Annotated in this window: 13 protein-coding genes; 6 read left to right on the plus strand and 7 right to left on the minus strand. The window is 62.0% G+C overall.

Annotation, left to right across the window (positions count from 1 at the left end; all coding sequences use genetic code 11):
* Positions 1–512 precede the first annotated feature (512 nt).
* On the minus strand, positions 513–1,931 hold the full coding sequence (locus QMG46_RS06760) for an aldehyde dehydrogenase family protein (RefSeq protein WP_281851730.1): 1,419 nt from the start codon (positions 1,929–1,931) through the stop codon (positions 513–515).
* A gap of 96 nt (positions 1,932–2,027) precedes the next feature.
* Here QMG46_RS06760 and QMG46_RS06765 point away from each other — a divergent pair, with 96 nt between their 5' ends.
* Complete coding sequence (locus QMG46_RS06765; protein WP_281851731.1) at positions 2,028–2,927, plus strand: LysR family transcriptional regulator; 900 nt, start codon at positions 2,028–2,030, stop codon at positions 2,925–2,927.
* A 54-nt stretch (positions 2,928–2,981) separates the two neighbouring features.
* Here QMG46_RS06765 and QMG46_RS06770 read toward each other — a convergent pair whose 3' ends face one another.
* The 4 genes from QMG46_RS06770 to QMG46_RS06785 all read right to left on the minus strand — a co-directional run bounded on the left by QMG46_RS06770 (position 2,982) and on the right by QMG46_RS06785 (position 7,872).
* On the minus strand, positions 2,982–3,266 hold the full coding sequence (locus tag QMG46_RS06770; RefSeq protein WP_281851732.1) for a hypothetical protein: 285 nt from the start codon (positions 3,264–3,266) through the stop codon (positions 2,982–2,984).
* A gap of 202 nt (positions 3,267–3,468) precedes the next feature.
* Positions 3,469–4,662, minus strand: coding sequence for an MFS transporter (locus QMG46_RS06775; RefSeq protein ID WP_281851733.1), 1,194 nt, complete (start codon positions 4,660–4,662; stop codon positions 3,469–3,471).
* A complete protein-coding gene (locus tag QMG46_RS06780; RefSeq protein WP_281851734.1) occupies positions 4,659–5,750 on the minus strand; it encodes a hypothetical protein in 1,092 nt (363 codons plus the stop codon). Before QMG46_RS06780 ends, QMG46_RS06775 begins: the two co-directional genes overlap by 4 nt.
* A 199-nt stretch (positions 5,751–5,949) precedes the next feature.
* Positions 5,950–7,872: an LTA synthase family protein gene (locus tag QMG46_RS06785; RefSeq protein ID WP_281851735.1), complete on the minus strand. Its 1,923-nt coding sequence runs from the start codon at positions 7,870–7,872 to the stop codon at positions 5,950–5,952.
* A 190-nt stretch (positions 7,873–8,062) separates the two neighbouring features.
* On the opposite strand from QMG46_RS06785, the gene glnE reads away from it, so the two are divergent.
* On the plus strand, positions 8,063–10,909 hold the full coding sequence (gene glnE, locus QMG46_RS06790) for a bifunctional [glutamate--ammonia ligase]-adenylyl-L-tyrosine phosphorylase/[glutamate--ammonia-ligase] adenylyltransferase (protein ID WP_281852828.1): 2,847 nt from the start codon (positions 8,063–8,065) through the stop codon (positions 10,907–10,909).
* Here the strand turns inward: glnE and QMG46_RS06795 are convergent.
* Positions 10,906–11,898 carry a mitochondrial fission ELM1 family protein gene (locus QMG46_RS06795; RefSeq protein WP_281851736.1) on the minus strand — a complete coding sequence of 331 codons (993 nt, stop codon included), beginning with the start codon at positions 11,896–11,898 and terminating at the stop codon, positions 10,906–10,908. The two genes, glnE and QMG46_RS06795, sit on opposite strands and share 4 nt — an antisense overlap.
* Before the next feature lie 131 nt (positions 11,899–12,029).
* Between QMG46_RS06795 and QMG46_RS06800 the strand changes: the two genes are divergently transcribed.
* Together QMG46_RS06800 and QMG46_RS06805 are read left to right on the plus strand one after the other, a co-directional pair.
* Positions 12,030–12,623 (plus strand): malonic semialdehyde reductase, encoded by a 594-nt coding sequence (locus QMG46_RS06800; protein ID WP_281851737.1) that lies wholly within the window; start codon positions 12,030–12,032, stop codon positions 12,621–12,623.
* A gap of 51 nt (positions 12,624–12,674) precedes the next feature.
* Positions 12,675–13,253: a YceI family protein gene (locus QMG46_RS06805; RefSeq protein WP_281851738.1), complete on the plus strand. Its 579-nt coding sequence runs from the start codon at positions 12,675–12,677 to the stop codon at positions 13,251–13,253.
* 66 nt (positions 13,254–13,319) lie between these two features.
* Here QMG46_RS06805 and QMG46_RS06810 read toward each other — a convergent pair whose 3' ends face one another.
* Positions 13,320–13,943 (minus strand): Yip1 family protein, encoded by a 624-nt coding sequence (locus QMG46_RS06810; protein ID WP_281851739.1) that lies wholly within the window; start codon positions 13,941–13,943, stop codon positions 13,320–13,322.
* Between the two features lie 189 nt (positions 13,944–14,132).
* Between QMG46_RS06810 and QMG46_RS06815 the strand changes: the two genes are divergently transcribed.
* Together QMG46_RS06815 and QMG46_RS06820 are read left to right on the plus strand one after the other, a co-directional pair.
* A complete protein-coding gene (locus QMG46_RS06815) occupies positions 14,133–14,336 on the plus strand; it encodes a zinc-finger domain-containing protein (protein WP_281851740.1) in 204 nt (67 codons plus the stop codon).
* 97 nt (positions 14,337–14,433) lie between these two features.
* Positions 14,434–15,561, plus strand: a complete 1,128-nt coding sequence (locus tag QMG46_RS06820; RefSeq protein WP_281851741.1) for a glycosyltransferase — start codon at positions 14,434–14,436, stop codon at positions 15,559–15,561.
* Positions 15,562–16,363: the final 802 nt, after the last annotated feature.

The following is a 16,363-nucleotide window of genomic DNA, read 5'->3' on the forward strand; positions in this document are numbered from 1 at the left end:
CGGTTTTCCGCAGCCTCTCCAACTTCGTCATTCCGGCGTAGGCCGGAACCCAGTGGCGTCAGTGTTTGGCTCTTGCCTGTGTGTTCGGGCGACCTGGCCGCTTACGCAGCGGGCGTTTCACTCGCCTGCCGGCGAGCGAGTCACTTTTTCTTTGCTGGCCCACGCTTGCGCGTAGCGCATGCGAACGGCGAAGCCGGCCCGGAGGGCGGAGGACCTTTAGGTCCGGAGTAAAGCAAAAGTAACCAAAAAGAAATGGCCTTTAGAGCCAAGGCTCTGAGCAGCATTGAGAGATAAAACCGTTCGGACCGTCTACTCGAACCGAGTGGGGACGCTTCTGGCGCTTCTGAGGTGCGCCGAATTTGTGCGCGAGGCGTCGTGGCGGAGAGGACTTAAGGCGTTCCCCCTCGCCCTCGCCTACCCCTCTCGTCATTCCGGCGAAGGCCGGAATCTACTCTTCAGTGTTTCCATTCGAGAAATCCTGACTGACAAACGAAGGCCAATCACCTCACTCCTCACTCTCCAACGACTGCCTTCGCCTCAAGAAACGACTCCAGTCCGAACACGCCACCTTCGCGACCAAGCCCCGATGCCTTGTACCCACCAAATGGCGCACGCGGTTCATGCTGGAGACTATTGATCTTCACCCCGCCAACAAGCAGCCGCGAAGCGACGGCGTGTGCGCGTTCGCTGTTCGTCGAGAATACATACGCCTGCAACCCATACGGCGAATCGTTGGCGATCTCAATGGCTTCCTCGTCGTCGCGATAGGTGATGATGCTGAGTACAGGCCCAAAAATTTCTTCTTGAGCGATCGTCATATCGTTGCTTACGCCGGCAAAGACGGTCGGTCGAACGAAGTAGCCACGCTCGATGCCCTCCGGTCGGCCTTCGCCGCCCGCAATCAATGTGGCACCTTCGTCGTTGCCGATGCGGATGTATCGCTGCACGCGCTCGTATTGCGCGGCGCTGATCATTGGGCCGATCGTTGTCTGCGGATCGCGTGGGTTGCCGACCTTGATGCCGGCGATGGCCTGTTGAGTCAAAGCAATCACTTCATCCAGTCGCGAAGCCGGAACAAGAATGCGCGTTCCCGCCACGCAAGCCTGCCCACTGTTTTGCAGCCCGGCCTGGATGGCCAGCGGTACGGCATGGGGAAAATCGGCGTCGTCGAGAATGATCGACGGCGATTTGCCGGTCAGCGCCAGGCTGACACGCTTCATGCTGTTGACGGCGGCGCGTGCGATCGCCTTGCCGGTCTGTGTTGAACCGGTGAAGGAAATCTTGGCGACACCCGGGTGCGTGCTGAGTGTCGTGCCTACCGGGTCGCCCCGGCCGATCACGATATTGACGATGCCGGGCGGAAGGTCGGCAGCGTGGACTGCTTCGGCAACCACCTGTGCCTGGATCGCACCCAGCTCGCTGGGCTTGATCACCACTGCGCAGCCGGCGGCGATAGCGTAGGCGAGCTTGCTGCAGATCGAGCCGGCGACGCTGTTCCACGGCGTGATCAGTGCCGACACGCCGACGGATTCCATCGTCACACTGGCTGCGCCCATCTGCCGAGTCAATGGATACGCCGCCAGCGTTTCGGCGGCATGGCCGAAGCAGGCCGCAGCGTATTCGCTGGCCCATGTGGCGCGCTGCGGTGGCGCGCCGTATTCGTCGATCGTGGCTTCGCGGATCGCCGGCACATGTTTACGTACGGCTTCTTCCAGCCGACGAAGCATGGCGATGCGTTCCTGTTTGCTGCTGCGCGAGAAAGCGTGCTGTGCCTTGTTCGCCGCCTCGATAGCCAACCGTACGTCGTCCTGGCCGGCGAGCCGCAAGCGACCGATGATCGCCTCGGTACTTGGATTGACGATGTCCATCGTCTCGACGCCAAGCGTTTGCACGAAGCGGCCGTCGATATAGGAATGTTGCAACATGCGCATAGAGCCTCCAGGGCTGTGGTTGCCCTGAAGTATGGTGGCGCACATTGGCCTGAAAAATAGCTAGAATCGGGACAAGTCATCCCGGAAATCGAATCAATGTACAAGTCGGGGCTCACCGAACTGGACGCGATTCTTGCGGTAGCGCGTCGGGGCAGCTTCAAGGCAGCCGCCGATGAGTTGGAGATGTCGACCACCGCACTGAGTAATGCGGTGGCAGGCATGGAAAAGCGCCTTGGCGTGAGGCTGTTCCACCGCACGACGCGCAGCGTGGCATTGACCGAGACGGGCGAGCAATTCGTTGCACAGGTCGCGCCCGCGTTGTCGGATATCCATCAAGCCATGGCCAACGCGAGCAGCCGGCAGCAGAGCATGTCGGGCAGCTTGCGCATCAATACTTCGCTTGGCGCCGCACGACGCATATTTCAGCCGATTCTGGGTGAGTACGTGCGGCGCTATCCGGCTGTCAGTGTCGATGTGGTAACCAATGGGCGGTTGGTCGACGTGGTCGGCGAGGGTTTCGATGCGGGCATTCGCGTGGCTGACCTGGTGCCGCGCGACATGATTGCGGTGCCGATAGGTCTGCCGTTCCGCATGAAGGTGGTCGGCTCGAAGGCTTACTTCGCACGGCGTAAACGGCCGCAGACGCCGACAGATCTGGCGGACCATCTTTGTATTCGTGCGCGAATGCCAACGGGCGCACCCGTTGGCTGGGATTTCGCGCGACGCGGCGCGTCATTTACCGTGGACGTGGCCGGTCCACTGGTACTGGACGAAGCCTTGCTGATGTACGAAGCCGCTCGCGACGGACTGGGACTGGCCATGCTTGCGGATTGGTACGTCAAGGACGATCTAAAGAAAGGCCGATTGATCAGCGTGCTGGACGACTGGGTGCCGACGTATCCGGCCTTGAGCCTCTACTACTCCGGCCGTCGCAATGTTCCGGCACCCCTGCGCGCGTTGATCGAGCTGATTCGCGAACTCGGCTTGCCGGCATAGAAAAACCCCGGGGTCGCCCCCGGGGTTTTGACTGTCGTACTCGAACCGTTTGGCTTATTCGCCGCTGGCGGGAGCTTCGGCCGCACCGCTGGCGCTGCTGTCCTTCGGAGCGGCGGCCTTCTTGGCCTTGTGATGCTTCGCAGCCTTGTGGGTGGCCGGCTTGGCGGCGGCGTCACTGGCTTGCGGTGCGGAACTCTTCATGGCGTCTTGCTTCATCGCGTCCTGCTGCTGCACGGCCGCGCCGGAATTCGCGCTGGCATCAGCCGGAGCGTTCTGCGCAAAGGCGGAAGCGGACAGGACGGAAGCAGCGATGAAAGCGGCGAGCATGGTCTTGCGCATGGATGAACCTCCGAAAGTGGGAAACCAGGACAAGATGTCCTTGGTTGGATGGCACGTTAGACGCATCGATCCGACTGTTTGCTGAACCGAACTGGCGTGCGTCAGCAAGCAGACAGCTCACTGAATGAACAGAAACGTCCTTCTTAAAAAAGCGATAACAGCCGCTTGATTTATCGCAGCTGCAGTCAGTTCGCGGCGTGCATCAGCCCGGACCCTGACAAACGCGAGGTCGGTGGAACACAAGGCCGCAGGACAAAACAGCAGCCGCGACAAGCAGAGCCGCATCGCAACCGCGCAACTCGGCAAGCCATCCCCACAGCAAGCCACCGGCCGCCATGCCGCCGAACGCGCTTGTCATATAGGTCGCCAGCGCGCGTCCCCGATACGATGACTCGGAATGGCTGTGCACCGCGACGTTCAGTGTCGAAAACAGGATCAGCCATGTGGCGCCCGCAAGCGCGACGGGGCCAAGGAGATGCCCGTTTGGTCGCCATGCTACAAACAGCAGGCACGTGGCAAAGATTACGCAGCAAATATCCAGGAGATGATCCGGGCTGAGTACCCTGATCAGGCGTGGTCGAATCACGGCCGCGACTAGCCCGCCACCGCCAAATGCTCCCAGCAAAGCCACATACGCATGGGGGTCTTTGTGCTCAGTAGATGCAACGGTGGGCAATAGCGCAAGAAGCGCACTGGTAGGGAAGCCGATGCCCGCCGCGCGTAGGCAAAGACAGCCGAGCCACGCTCGGCTGCGCGGGCTGATCGGTGCAAGTGCGCACGCAGCTTTAGGGCGTGTCTCAGCGTGCTGCACGCGAGGCCATTGCAGGGTCACGAAAAGAATGCAAGTCGTGATTGCGTTGTAGAGGAAGGCGGACCAGACGCCCCACACCGAAATAAACAGTCCTGCAATCAGCGGCCCCAAAGTGCGAGCCAGATTGAACGCGACACTGCTCAGCACGATGGCCGCCGAAAGATGCCGTAATGAGACTATCTGTCCGATGCCAGCCTGCCAGGCAGGATTGCGCAGAGCCACACCCGCACCCATCAGGCCCGTCAGCAGCAACAGTCCGTGAGGGCTGGGCGAATGCACGCACATCAACGCCAACAGCGCCACACTGGTAAGCAGGACCCAGCCTTGTGCGGCGCGTTGGACCCGCAGGTAATCAAAACGATCGATCAACCAGCCGCTGCCATAGGACAGCAACAGCACGGGCAACGACGATGAGACGTGTGCCAATGCGACAACTTGTGGCCCATACTCCCGCTCCACAAGCCACCAGGCGACGGCAACCGATTGCGCCCAATAGCCTGTATGCGCGGTCGCCGTTGCCAGCCAGAGTCTGCGGAATGCGGGCGTGCCCAGCGGGGCCAACGCTCGGTCAGCCTGCGAATTCATGAGGGTGGCGTCACCTGCTTCGTGTTGCTGCAGATGTCATGGATGCGTTCGGCCAGTTGCAGATCCAGTGCGGGCAATCCGACACAGGTGATGAGACAACGTGACGTTTCGGCATGCGCAGGCAGGGCCATGTGCGGGTGGAAATTGGAGATGCCGTACCTCTCCTTTTCCTCGTTCAACGAAAGGCCTTGTCGAGAAAAATACAAGGCCAGGCTTTGCGAGCCGCGCGAGGACACCGATGCGACATCGTCACAGATAGCAGTTCCCAATGAGAGCGTCTGGTGGATAAGCGCTGCCGGTGTTTCGTCACCACCAAGATGCAGCACGACAGCGTCCTCGGCGATGTCTTCGCCTTGAAACAACGGAGACGCCGTATTGGTCGCTGTGATGATGAGATGACAGCTTGCAAGATCATCCAGGTGGCCTGCGACCACCGGGCGGGGCGCTTCGGAAAAAGCGTCAACCAGCGCTATCACACTTTGATCGGTGAATGCCTTTACATAGACGCGGTCGAGTCGATCGCCACAATGCGCCATGAGATCGGCAATCGCCCTGGTAGCCACCGCGCCGGTGCCGAACACGAATACGCGCAGACCGTCGATATTCGCGCGAAAGGTCTCGGACACAATCGATGCGTACGCGCCGGTGCGGGCCGCTGAGATGTCGGTGCCATCCATGATGCATAGCGGCTTCATGCTCAGCTTGTCGAACAGCAGAATGGTCGACTGCGAGCGGGGTTGCCCAGTGCGTCGGTTATAGGCGTTCGAACCCACGATTTTCACCGCGCCGTATTTCCGATTTACGGCAATGAGCGTGCTCAATTTCCAGTTGAGCCGTTCGTTTGACGTTGACCGTAATCTCGTCTGGTTGCCGATAAGAGACGTTAGCTCGTCCGGATGCGGCGTCAAAACAGATTTACGGCCGTAGGAGACGCCACTACAGAAAGAAAGGAGCGCTTCGCGTACCAGCCGGCCGATATCCCGACACGATAGTGACGCCGGGCTGTGAGAGGGCCGGACCTCCCAAGGGTCAGCATGAAAGTAGCGAGGCGACGCGGTGATGGAACTACCCGGAAACTCATAAGGCATAGGGCCCTCCATGGCGACCAGCCGAAATGAATACACCTGGTTTGCAGACTATTTCCCCACCGATGGCTGCATGTGACGCAGCATTGTGGTCTGCCAACTGAGTCGATAGTTTTGCTCATGCGCGCGGCATGAGAAAGAGCGATGAAGGTGATGTGCTGTCGTCGATCAGCACTCGTGATCGTAGTTCGGCTGGTGTGAGTTACTGATGGGCTCCGGCAGCAGCACTTGCCGACGGTTCGGAATCTCCGCTGGCCATGCCCGTCTCGCCCGCCGGCCACTGGGCCTGCGGCAGCAACGGGTCGAGCTTGCCCTTCATGCGTAAAAGGGCGACGTTGGCCATGCCGTGGTCGAGCGATTGCTCAGCCTCGTCTTCAGCCTGTCGCGGTGCATTCGGTGCCCGGGTCAGTGTCGCCAGTTGCGGCGCCAGTACCTGTGTCAGCGCAAAATAGGCGTCGTCATGGATCCCCGCATGCTCCAGCAATTTGCCCGGCAGCATCCATGACGCCAGGTCTTCGCGCTCGGCCTTGCCCGGGTTGCGAGGATTGACCAGCAACCACGTGCCCGCCTGGCTCAGCATGTCCTTGCCATCGACGAATCCGGCGGTGTTGTACATGTCGGTCAGCCCGGGCAGATGATCGCCATAGAACAAGAGAAGCGTCGGGCGTTCGCGTTTGGCCAGCATGTCGGCGAGGCGGCCGAGCTCTTCGTCCGCATGGCGTATGTGATAGAGGTAGTTCTGCGTTTCGAGCTTGGCCTTGCCCTCGACGCCTTCGGGGATGGGAATCGCATTGCGCTCCTCGACGTTGATGCCGGGGCTGTCGTCGTAAGGACCATGCGCCTCGATGCTGATGGCGAACAGGAACTGCGGCGGCCCGGCATCCTTTAGCTGGGCCATGATTTCATCGGTCATGGCGCGATCGGACATGTACTTGCCATCCACCGCGGCGTTCTTCGGAAACGACGACTGCGAGACGAATCGATCGAAGCCGATGGCCTTGAATGCGCTGTTGCGATTCCAGAAAGTCGGATCGTTACCGTGGATCGCGACGGTTTCGTAGCCGTGCGCGCGGAGTGAACGCACCATGCTCGGAACCACTTTCGAGTTCATCTGCAGGTACGGAAACTGCATGCTGCCGAAGTAGCGCAGCGACAGGCCGGTCAATACTTCGAACTCGGTTCGAATGGTGCCGCCGCCGAACGTCGGCACGTGCAATGGGCCGCTGCTGCCTTGAGCGGCGAGCCTGCGTAGATTCGGCGTCAGGTCGGCTTGTTCATAACCCTTGACAATACTGGGGTCGAAAAACGACTCGCTCTGAATCACTACGATATCCGGCGCTTCGCCTTGCGCTTGTGGATCGATCTGCATGCGCTGGCGAAGCTGCTGGCCGGCTTGCCCGATAACTTGCATCGCGGCATTCGGGTCGCCTTTCTTGTGTTGCTGGCGCGCCTGATCGAGATGGAACATCACTAATGAGCTGACCAGGCCCGAATGTTCGGCGGTGCCCGAGACCGACCAGGGCTCCATCCACAGGCGCTGGCCGTTGTACATGTGTGCCCAGCCCGGGACGCCTGCCAGCAAGGTGCCGAACACGACAAACAGCAGCGCGCCGGCGGCGACGCGCTTGCCTTGCGTGTGGCGACGGAACAGCGTCGGCTCCCACTTCCAGATCGCGATGATGATCGCGACACCGAGGACGATGGCCAGATAAGGCCAGGGGCTCGAGGGCAGATAGCCGCCAAGCAGGTGCAGGCCACCTTTATGCAGCTGGCTGACCATGCCGAAGTCCTGCGGCATCAACGGCACATTGAGGTTGGCAATCTTCAGCTTGTTGACGGCATAGATCACCGTCTGCAGCAGGAAAGATACGCCGAACGACAACATCGCTCGCCGGGTCAGCACAAGCAACAGCAAGGCAAGCAGCAGGCCGGGCAGGGCGTTGGCGAGCAGGAACACGGGTTGTTGAAACAGCTGCGCCGGTGCCACGCCGACACCGCCGTCGACCAGGCCGGTCAGCAGGACGAACGCACAAGCGAGCAGCAGCGGCCAGACGACGCGCCAGGCGGCCGTATCGCGCCAGTCGCGATGTGCGGAAGTCTCGGATTTTTCGATGTTTTGAGGCATCGCAGGCCGGGCTGTCATGAGGTGGGAACAAAACTGTAATCACCCGGATATGAACCAAATGTAGGCGCGAGAGGACACGGTACTACGATGTTCAGCCGCTAAAAATCGCGATCTAACGTCAAAAGCACAAGAAAGTATGCGCGCCTTCACAGGCGAGACCTCCACGGCAACTCTGCGGCACAATGGCGCGATGGCCGTTTCTTCCGAATCCATGGCGCTGCGCGCGCTGATCCATGACCGCTATGGCGAGTTGATCGCACGTTGCCGCGCGGTTGGCGTGCCGTTGCACGACGATGCGGGCGTGGCCGAACGCATTCGCAGAACCTTGCTGGCGAGCGATTTTGCGTTCGATGCGTGGCTGCGGCAACCGCAACTATTGGCGCCGCAGGGCTTGGAGCGCCTGCGTGCCGGCGGCGACGCGGGTACGCGTATCGACAGCCTCAAGCTCAGTGCCGACGAAGGCGAGTGCATGTCGGCGCTACGGCGCTTTCGCCATGCCGAGGCCTTGCGTCTGGTTTTTCGCGACGTCAACGGCCTGGACGAACTCTCGGACACGTTATCGGCGACCAGCGTGCTTTATGAGGCCTTGCTGGGTGCGGCGCTCGGTTGGGGCGAGCAGGCCCTGGCTGCTCGTTACGGCCATAGCCGCAGCCACGAGGGTGTCTTGCAGCGAATGGTCGTGCTGGGATTCGGCAAGCTCGGTGGCAGCGAGCTGAATTTTTCTTCGGATATCGATCTGGTCCTGGCCTATCCGCATAGCGGCCAGAGCGATGGCGCGCGTGCGCTGGACAACAGCGAGTACTTCGTACGTCTGGGCCGCCAGCTGGTGCGCCTGCTTAATGAGCCGACTGTCGACGGCATTTGCGCGCGTGTCGACCTGCGCTTGCGTCCCTTTGGCAATGCCGGGCGGCTGGCATTGCCGTTCAGTGCGATGGAGCAGTACTACCAGAGCGAAGGGCGTGACTGGGAGCGCTACGCCTGGATCAAGGCGCGCCCGGTGGCAGGGGACCGCAATGCCGGCAAGCAGCTGCAGGAACAGTTGCGCCCCTTCGTCTATCGCAAGTATCTCGACTACACGGCCTTTGCCGGGCTGCGCGAAATGAAATCGCTGATCGATGCGGAAGTCGCGCGCAAGGATCTGGCCGACAACCTCAAGCTCGGCCCGGGCGGTATTCGCGAAATCGAATTTATCGTCCAGCTGACCCAGCTGATTCGTGGCGGCCGCGAACCGAGCCTGCGCGTACGCGGCCTGCTTCCCGCGCTGACCGCGTGTGAGGCGCGCGGGCATATCGCCGCGGTGCGCGCCAAGGCTTTGCGCGAGGCATATGTGGTTCTGCGACGGGTGGAAAATCGCGTGCAGATGCTGCGCGATGCGCAGACCCACGATATTCCCGAGGACGATCTCAGTCGCGAGCGTATTGCACGCGGGCTGGGGCATGAGCACTGGCAGGAGCTGGAACAGGTGCTGGCTTACCATCGCGGCATCGTCAGCGAGGAGTTCGCGGCGGTGTTGATGCCGCAAGGCGGCCGCACGGCGAGCGCGCCGGTCGAGGATGTCGCACTATGGCAGCGCGCCTGCGCTGGCGACGTCGACGCGGGTGCCGCCGAAGGCGCCGGTTTCGTGCCGGGTGCCGATGTGGCCGATGCGCTGATGAAATTGCCGCAGGCGGCTGCTGTGCGTGCGATGGCGCAGCCTTCGCGCGAGCGGCTGGATCGTCTGATGCCGCAGTTGTTTATCGCCGCGCGGGCCAGCGCGGCGCCGGCAGCATGTCTGTTGCGGCTATGCCGGCTGGTGCAGGCCGTGGCGCGGCGTTCGTCGTATCTCGCCTTGCTCGAAGAGCAGCCAGCGGCACGCAAACGTCTGGCCGGACTATTTGCCGAAAGCGCTTTTCTTGCCGAACGCGTGATCGCGCAACCGCTATTGCTCGACGACGTACTCGATCCGCGCATCGACCAATTGCCGCTGAAGCGCGCGGACATCAGTGCGGAAATCGCCCGTGTGCTGACCACGCTCGACGAGCGTGAGGCCGAGGCGGAGCTCGAGCGCATCAACGAATTCAAGTCCAGCATCGCCTTCCGTCTCGGGCTGGCGCTCAACGACGGTCGTGCCGACGCCGTGGCGACCGCCCGACGTCTGGCGGCACTGGCTGAGTCGGTCGTGCTTGCAGTGACATCGCTGGCCGAACGCGAGCTGATCGTCCAGCACGGTCGTTTGCCTGGCGAAGGCTCCGGCTTTGCGGTGTTGGGTTATGGCAGCCTTGGCGGTGAGGAACTCGGTTTCGCATCCGATCTCGATCTGGTTTTTGTATTTGACGGCAAACGTGCGCAGGCGATGAGCGACGGCGCGCGTCCGTTGGAAGGGGCACGTTGGTTTCAGCGCCTGACTCAACGCATCGTCAATTGGCTGACTGTGCTTACCCGGGCGGGCCGCTTGTACGAAGTCGATACCCGGCTGCGTCCGGATGGCTCCAAAGGTCTCCTGGTCGGCAGCCTCGATGCGTTTGTTGCCTATCAGCGCAGCCGAGCATGGACCTGGGAGCATCAGGCCCTGTTGCGGGCACGAACCGTGGCTGGCGATGCGGCGCTGTGTGCGGAACTTGCCGATGTGCGGCGCGAGATTCTCGCGGTGCCGCGCGAGCGCGCTGCGGTGTTGCAAGAGGTCAGCGGCATGCGCGAGCGCTGGCGTGCCGAGCGCGATCGATCCAGCGCCACGCAACTGGATCTCAAGCAGGGGCGCGGTGGGTTGCTGGACATCGAATTTGCGCTGCAAGGACTGGTGCTGGCGGGTGCCGCACAACAACCGAACGTTCTGAACGTGACGGCCAACGCGGCCTTGATCGAGGCGTGCCGCAGCGCGGGTTGGCTCGATACGCAACAGGCCGCGACGTTGACGCAAGCGCATGCGGACCTGCTGCAGCGATCGCTGGCATGCACGCTGGATCTACGCTCGCGTATCGCCCCGCGTGACGAGGCGCTGGAGAATCTTTGTGTACAGGTGGCAAAGGTGACCCAGGAACTGGGTTTCGCTTTTTCCTAAAGCGCCGCCGTATTTGCATCGCGTTCGTGCGCATGCATGCGGACAACCACCTCTTTAGCCACGGCAGGAAGTTCGCGCAACGGTGCTTGCGGTGTCGTGACGACGGTATCCAGATCGTGGAGCAGGCCGGCCTCGCGCAGTACACGGTGAAAGCGCGCGATCTTCGCCGGCAGTGGTGCCGTCACCAGGGTATGTACCGGACAACCCACCGCGCAGGCTTCGGACAACATATTGACCGAATCGGGCGTCACCACCAGCCGGTCCGCCCAGCCCAGCACGCCGGGGTAAGGATTGTTGCCATCCTCGCTGCTGCCCCAGACCAGGCCGGGTACCCCGCGCAACGCTTCACGCAATAGGCGCGCCGCTTCGTCGGGCGTGCGCCGCGATGCGACAACCATCACACTGCCGCCTTCGGAGCGTTGTCGCGCGAGCAGTTGTTCGGCCAGCGTTCGGGCGTAGGTTGCGTCCAACGGCCAGTGCTTGCGCGGGCCGCCGAGCAACACTCCCACGCGCGGTTGCGGCAGATCGGCCAGGACGGGGCTGGCATCGCGGCCATCGTCCAGCCATGTCGCGTCGATCGGATTGAGCGAACCCAGTGTGGTAATCACGTTGCTGCCATGAACGCCATCGTGGCGGGGAGCGATCACCATGTCCCAGTGCTCAGGGTCGATGCGCGGATCGAGAATCTGCACCACGAACGAGCGCCGGCGCGATAACTTGCGCAACATGCGCGTAAACAGGGACGAAGCGCGGCCGCAGCCGATCACTACCCGGGGCCATGGTGGGGTCAGCCGTTGGCGTTGGTTGGGCGCCAATGCCCGCTTGTAACCGGGCAACATAAGCGGTGCGAACCAGGACCAGGGCGCGCGCGGTTCCCAGACCAGGTGATGCACGCGAAGACCCAGGCGGCTGGCCAAAGCCAGTGCCTGGCGCTGGTTGCCCGCCGCCTGATCGGTAATCACCCAGCATTCGCCCTGCAATGCGCTCACGTCCGGCACCCCATTGTTTCTCGAATCAGCACAGTACGTTCCTTAAATGGGTGTCCTGTCGATCCCGCTGCGCGTTTACACTGCTCGTTCTTGGCGCCCGCGGGCGCGCTATGACGTCATAAAGGATAACCATGAGCGAGATGCTTTCCGAGACCGCCCTCGACCAATTGTTCCGCACGGCGCGTACCTACAACGCGTTCCTGCCCAAGGAAGTGAGCGACGAACAGCTGCACAAGATCTACGAGCTGACCAAGTTCGGCCCGACCAGTGCGAACAGCTCGCCGATGCGCGTGGTGTTCATCAAGTCCAAGGAAGCGAAGGAAAAGCTCTCGCCCTTCATGTCCGAAGGCAACCGTGCCAAGACCCTGGCCGCGCCGGTGACGGCCATCGTCGGTACCGACCACGAGTTCTACGAGAAGCTGCCGCACCTGTTCCCGCATGCGGACGCGCGCAGCTGGTTTGTCGGCAACCAGCCGGCGATCGACATTACCGCGTTTCGCAATGCCAGCCTGCAAGGCGCCTATCTGATCCTGGCCGCCCGCGCGGTGGGCCTGGATTGTGGCCCGATGTCCGGCTTCGACGCCGACGGTGTCAATGCCGCCTTTTTCGCCGGTACGGCGGTCAAGGCCAACTTCATCGTCAATATCGGCTATGGCGATGCCAGCCGTGACCTGTTCCCGCGCAGCCCGCGCCTGACGTTCGACGAAGCCTGCAAGATCGTCTAATTTGACCGGACTGAGCTACGCGCAGTCCCCACCCCTTACGGAGAAATACCCATGCGTGCTGTTCGCTATCTGCTCCTCGCCGGCCTGATCGGTGCTGCTGTGTCCGCCCATGCCGACCCGGTGACCTACAAGCTCGACCCGGGCCATACCATGGTCCTGTTCAGCTGGAACCACTTCGGCTTCTCCAACCCGACCGCCAACCTGGGCCTGGGCGACGGCACCCTGGTGTTCGACGAAAAGAACCCCGCCAAGTCATCGGTCGAAGTGACCCTGCCGCTGGCCAACCTGGACACCCACGTCAGCGCGCTCGACGAGCACCTGAAGAAGCCTGATTTCCTGGACGCCGACAAGTTCGCGACCATCACCTTCAAGAGCACCAAGGTGCAGGCCGAGGGCGCCGGCAAGTACAAGGTCACCGGTGACCTGACCGCGCACGGCGTGACCAAGTCGGTCGTGCTTGACGCCAAGCTCAACAAGAGCGGCGAGCATCCGATGTTGAAGGTGCAGGCGATCGGCTTCGACGCCACCGCCACGATCAAGCGTTCGGACTTCGGCGTCGGCGCCTATGTGCCGAACGTCAGCGACGAGATCAAGATCCACATCACCACCGAAGGCGCAGTCGCCAAGTAAGCGATTCACCTGGTTCTAATAAAAAAGCCCGCGCCGTCATGGCGCGGGCTTTTTTTCTGGACGACGTTAAAGCCCGTGTGCACCGGACGAGTGATAGGCGTCGGCAAAGCTCTTGAGGAAAATCCCGCTGATGATCGCGCCGGCGATCCAGCTGACCACGATGCCGATGATCACGGCGACCGCGGTATAGCCGCCCGCACGGTCGGTCGGCGACTTCATCGTATGCGGCAAGCCCAGGTACATCAGGTAGATCGCGTAGACCAGGCCCGCGAGCGCGACCAGCCAGCCGATCCACGGCAGGATCAGCGCGATGCTGGCGACCCAGTAGGCGGTCCAGGAGTACGCAATCGTTTTCAGTGCCTGCACCATGTCCTTCTGCCCGCCGAAGGACGATGCGAGCGCATTGACGATCCATGCCATCAGGTACACCACGCCCAGGGCGACCAGGTAGCCTGCTATCAGTGAGCCGATGCCGGCGCCGATGGGAAAGCGGATGTCCACGCCCATGATCGAGGTGCCGATCAGGGTGTTCTTGATGAAGCCCGCCAAGGGCGGGAGCGCCGCCAGAATGACGATGTAGTTGAGATAAAGCCCCTTGACGGTATCCGGTTCGGCCGCGATGACCGGCCATTCGGTCTTGGGCGTGGTCAGGATGGCCTTCACGCGTGCAACGATCTTTGCAAAATCCATGGTTTTCCCTCTGCATGGTGTCCTGGCGGGAGTGTGAATCCGCCCCATGACAATCGATATGGACCGTAAGGGCTATGCCCTCCAGCGGTCTCCCCAACTACCCCAAATCCTTAAGATCCCGGACAGCGTCCGGCCCCTTGAGCCTGCTACCATTCCCTGCTTGATGTCCAGTTTGCGGAGCAAAGCCCCATGTCGCGTTCATCTGCTGCGGCGCCCATCCCGGCAAATGCCGAAAATCGTTATGAAGTGACGCGCGCCGACCTACCGTTGTCGTGCCCGATGCCCGGCATGGCCCTTTGGAACTCCCACCCGAAGGTCTATCTGCCGGTTGTCGACGACGGTGGCGAGTCTACTTGTCCTTACTGTGGCGCACGTTACGTGCTCAAGGACTGACCCCGCCGTCGTGCGGGCAGGCGCCCCTATGCCCTAAAGCCCGGTCCGGCATGATTGCTGCTTGTCTGGTGTGATGAAGGCTCTCAACGAAGAATTCATGTCCGCCGTCGTCACCCCTATCAGGTCCTTGACCGTCGTCCAGCTGATCCCGTCGATGCATTCGGGCGGAGCCGAGCGCTCCGCGCTGGAGATCGCCCGGGCGCTGGTGCAGGCGGGTCATCGCTCGGTGGTGATCTCAGCCGGTGGCCGCATGGTCGAGCGGCTCGAAGCCGAGGGCAGCGAGCACATCACGCTGGATATCGGCAAAAAGTCGCTGAGCACGCTGGGCCGCCTGGTCGCGCTCCGGCGAGCCCTGCGCCGGATCAAGCCCGATATCGTGCATGCACGGTCGCGGCTGCCTGCCTGGATGGGCTGGTGGGCGATCAAGGGCATGCAGCCCCAACCGCATTTCGTCACCACCGTGCACGGGCTCAATTCGCCCGGCCGCTACAGCTCCATCCTGCTGCGCGGTGAGCGCATCGTGGCGGTATCGCAGACCCTGCGCGATTACGTGCTGAGCCACTACCGCTGGCTGGAGCCGAGCCGCGTGCGGGTGATTCCGCGGGGCATCGATCCGGATGCCTTTCCGTATGGCCATCGCCCGGATGATGTCTGGACGCGTAGTTTCTTTGCTGAATTTCCCAACCTGGCCGGCGCGCCGCTGTTGACCTTGCCGGGTCGCGGTACTCGCTTGAAGGGGCATCATGACGCGATTCATCTCGTTGCCGACCTGAAGCGACGCGGGATCGATGTGCGCCTGCTGTTGCTCGGTGCGGTCGAGCCGGGGCGCGAGGCGTATGCCGAAGAGTTGCGCGAGTTGATTCGCTCGCTCGGTCTCGAGCAGCAGATCGAAATGACGCCGCCGCGCGATGACGTGCGCGACATCTATGCGATATCGGCGTTGATCCTGCAGCTCTCGAACAAGCCGGAATCCTTCGGGCGCACGGTGGTTGAAGCCTTGTCGCTATGCCGGCCTGTTCTGGGTTACGCGCATGGCGGTGTCGGTGAGTTGCTTGCCGAACTCTATCCTGCCGGACGTGTGGCGCCTGGCGATCGCGAGCGGCTGGTGGAGCGGGCAGCGGAATTGCTGCGCGTGGCGCCAGCGATTTCGATGCTGCATAACTATCGGTTGGGGGATATGCAGCAGGCTACGTTGGCGTTGTATGACGAGGTGATGGCGGGCTGAGGGTTACGGTCTCAATCAATCCCGCTATCTCGTCATACCCGCGTAGGCGGGGACCCAGTGGCTTCGGTGGTAGGTTGGCGCTGGAGCGTGCATCGCTCTGGTTTAGCGCTCTCGTGTTGAAGTCGCCTTTGGCGTGTTTCGCCGACCTGCCGGTCGCCGAGTTACTTTCTTTGCTTGTCCAAAGAAAGCTAACCAAAGAAAGGACACCCCTAGTCCGCCGCCGCTGCGCGACCGTAAGGTTTGGCCGGGCTTTTCGACAGGACGTCCCTGTCCTGTCGAAAAGGACTCGGCATCCCTGCCGAGTCGCCCTTCGGGGCCTGATCGTCCAAACCTCACTCGGCTCCCGAGGGGGGCCGAAGAGCTGACTGCTCGCTGCGCATCGCTTGCCAAGAGCAAAGCTCACCCCCCACCTCGCTCTCATCCCCCCCCCTATCCGTCATTCCGGCGCAGGCCGGAATCCATGCCTCAGCGCATCGGCTTGCGAAACGTTGTCTGACGAGCGAGAGCTCGAGGAATAGATTCCGGCCTGCGCCGGAATGACGAGAGGGGTAGGCGAGGGTGAGGCAACACCTTAAGTCCTCAGCACCACGACGCCTCGCGCACAGATTCGGCGTACCTCAGAAGCGCCCGAAGTGTCCCCTGACGATTCGAGTAGGCGGTACGAACGGTTTTATCCCTCAATGCTGCTCAGAGCTCTTGATCCACAGGCCATTTCTCTTGGGTTACTTTCTCTTTGGGCCAGCAAAGAGAAAGTGACTCGCTCGTCGGCAGGCGAGTGAAACGCCCGCTGCGTAAGCGGCCA

It is taken from the genome of Dyella sp. GSA-30, assembly GCF_027924605.1.
GTDB lineage: Bacteria > Pseudomonadota > Gammaproteobacteria > Xanthomonadales > Rhodanobacteraceae > GSA-30.

Excerpts from the sequence above, each read along its gene's own strand:
- QMG46_RS06760 (WP_281851730.1), bottom strand. The coding sequence starts at position 1,931 with ATGCGCATGTTGCAACATTCCTATATCGACGGCCGCTTCGTGCAAACG.
- QMG46_RS06765 (WP_281851731.1), top strand. The coding sequence starts at position 2,028 with ATGTACAAGTCGGGGCTCACCGAACTGGACGCGATTCTTGCGGTAGCG.
- QMG46_RS06770 (WP_281851732.1), bottom strand. The coding sequence starts at position 3,266 with ATGCGCAAGACCATGCTCGCCGCTTTCATCGCTGCTTCCGTCCTGTCC.
- QMG46_RS06775 (WP_281851733.1), bottom strand. The coding sequence starts at position 4,662 with ATGAATTCGCAGGCTGACCGAGCGTTGGCCCCGCTGGGCACGCCCGCA.
- QMG46_RS06780 (WP_281851734.1), bottom strand. The coding sequence starts at position 5,750 with ATGCCTTATGAGTTTCCGGGTAGTTCCATCACCGCGTCGCCTCGCTAC.
- QMG46_RS06785 (WP_281851735.1), bottom strand. The coding sequence starts at position 7,872 with ATGCCTCAAAACATCGAAAAATCCGAGACTTCCGCACATCGCGACTGG.
- glnE (WP_281852828.1), top strand. The coding sequence starts at position 8,063 with ATGGCCGTTTCTTCCGAATCCATGGCGCTGCGCGCGCTGATCCATGAC.
- QMG46_RS06800 (WP_281851737.1), top strand. The coding sequence starts at position 12,030 with ATGAGCGAGATGCTTTCCGAGACCGCCCTCGACCAATTGTTCCGCACG.
- QMG46_RS06805 (WP_281851738.1), top strand. The coding sequence starts at position 12,675 with ATGCGTGCTGTTCGCTATCTGCTCCTCGCCGGCCTGATCGGTGCTGCT.
- QMG46_RS06810 (WP_281851739.1), bottom strand. The coding sequence starts at position 13,943 with ATGGATTTTGCAAAGATCGTTGCACGCGTGAAGGCCATCCTGACCACG.
- QMG46_RS06815 (WP_281851740.1), top strand. The coding sequence starts at position 14,133 with ATGTCGCGTTCATCTGCTGCGGCGCCCATCCCGGCAAATGCCGAAAAT.
- QMG46_RS06820 (WP_281851741.1), top strand. The coding sequence starts at position 14,434 with ATGTCCGCCGTCGTCACCCCTATCAGGTCCTTGACCGTCGTCCAGCTG.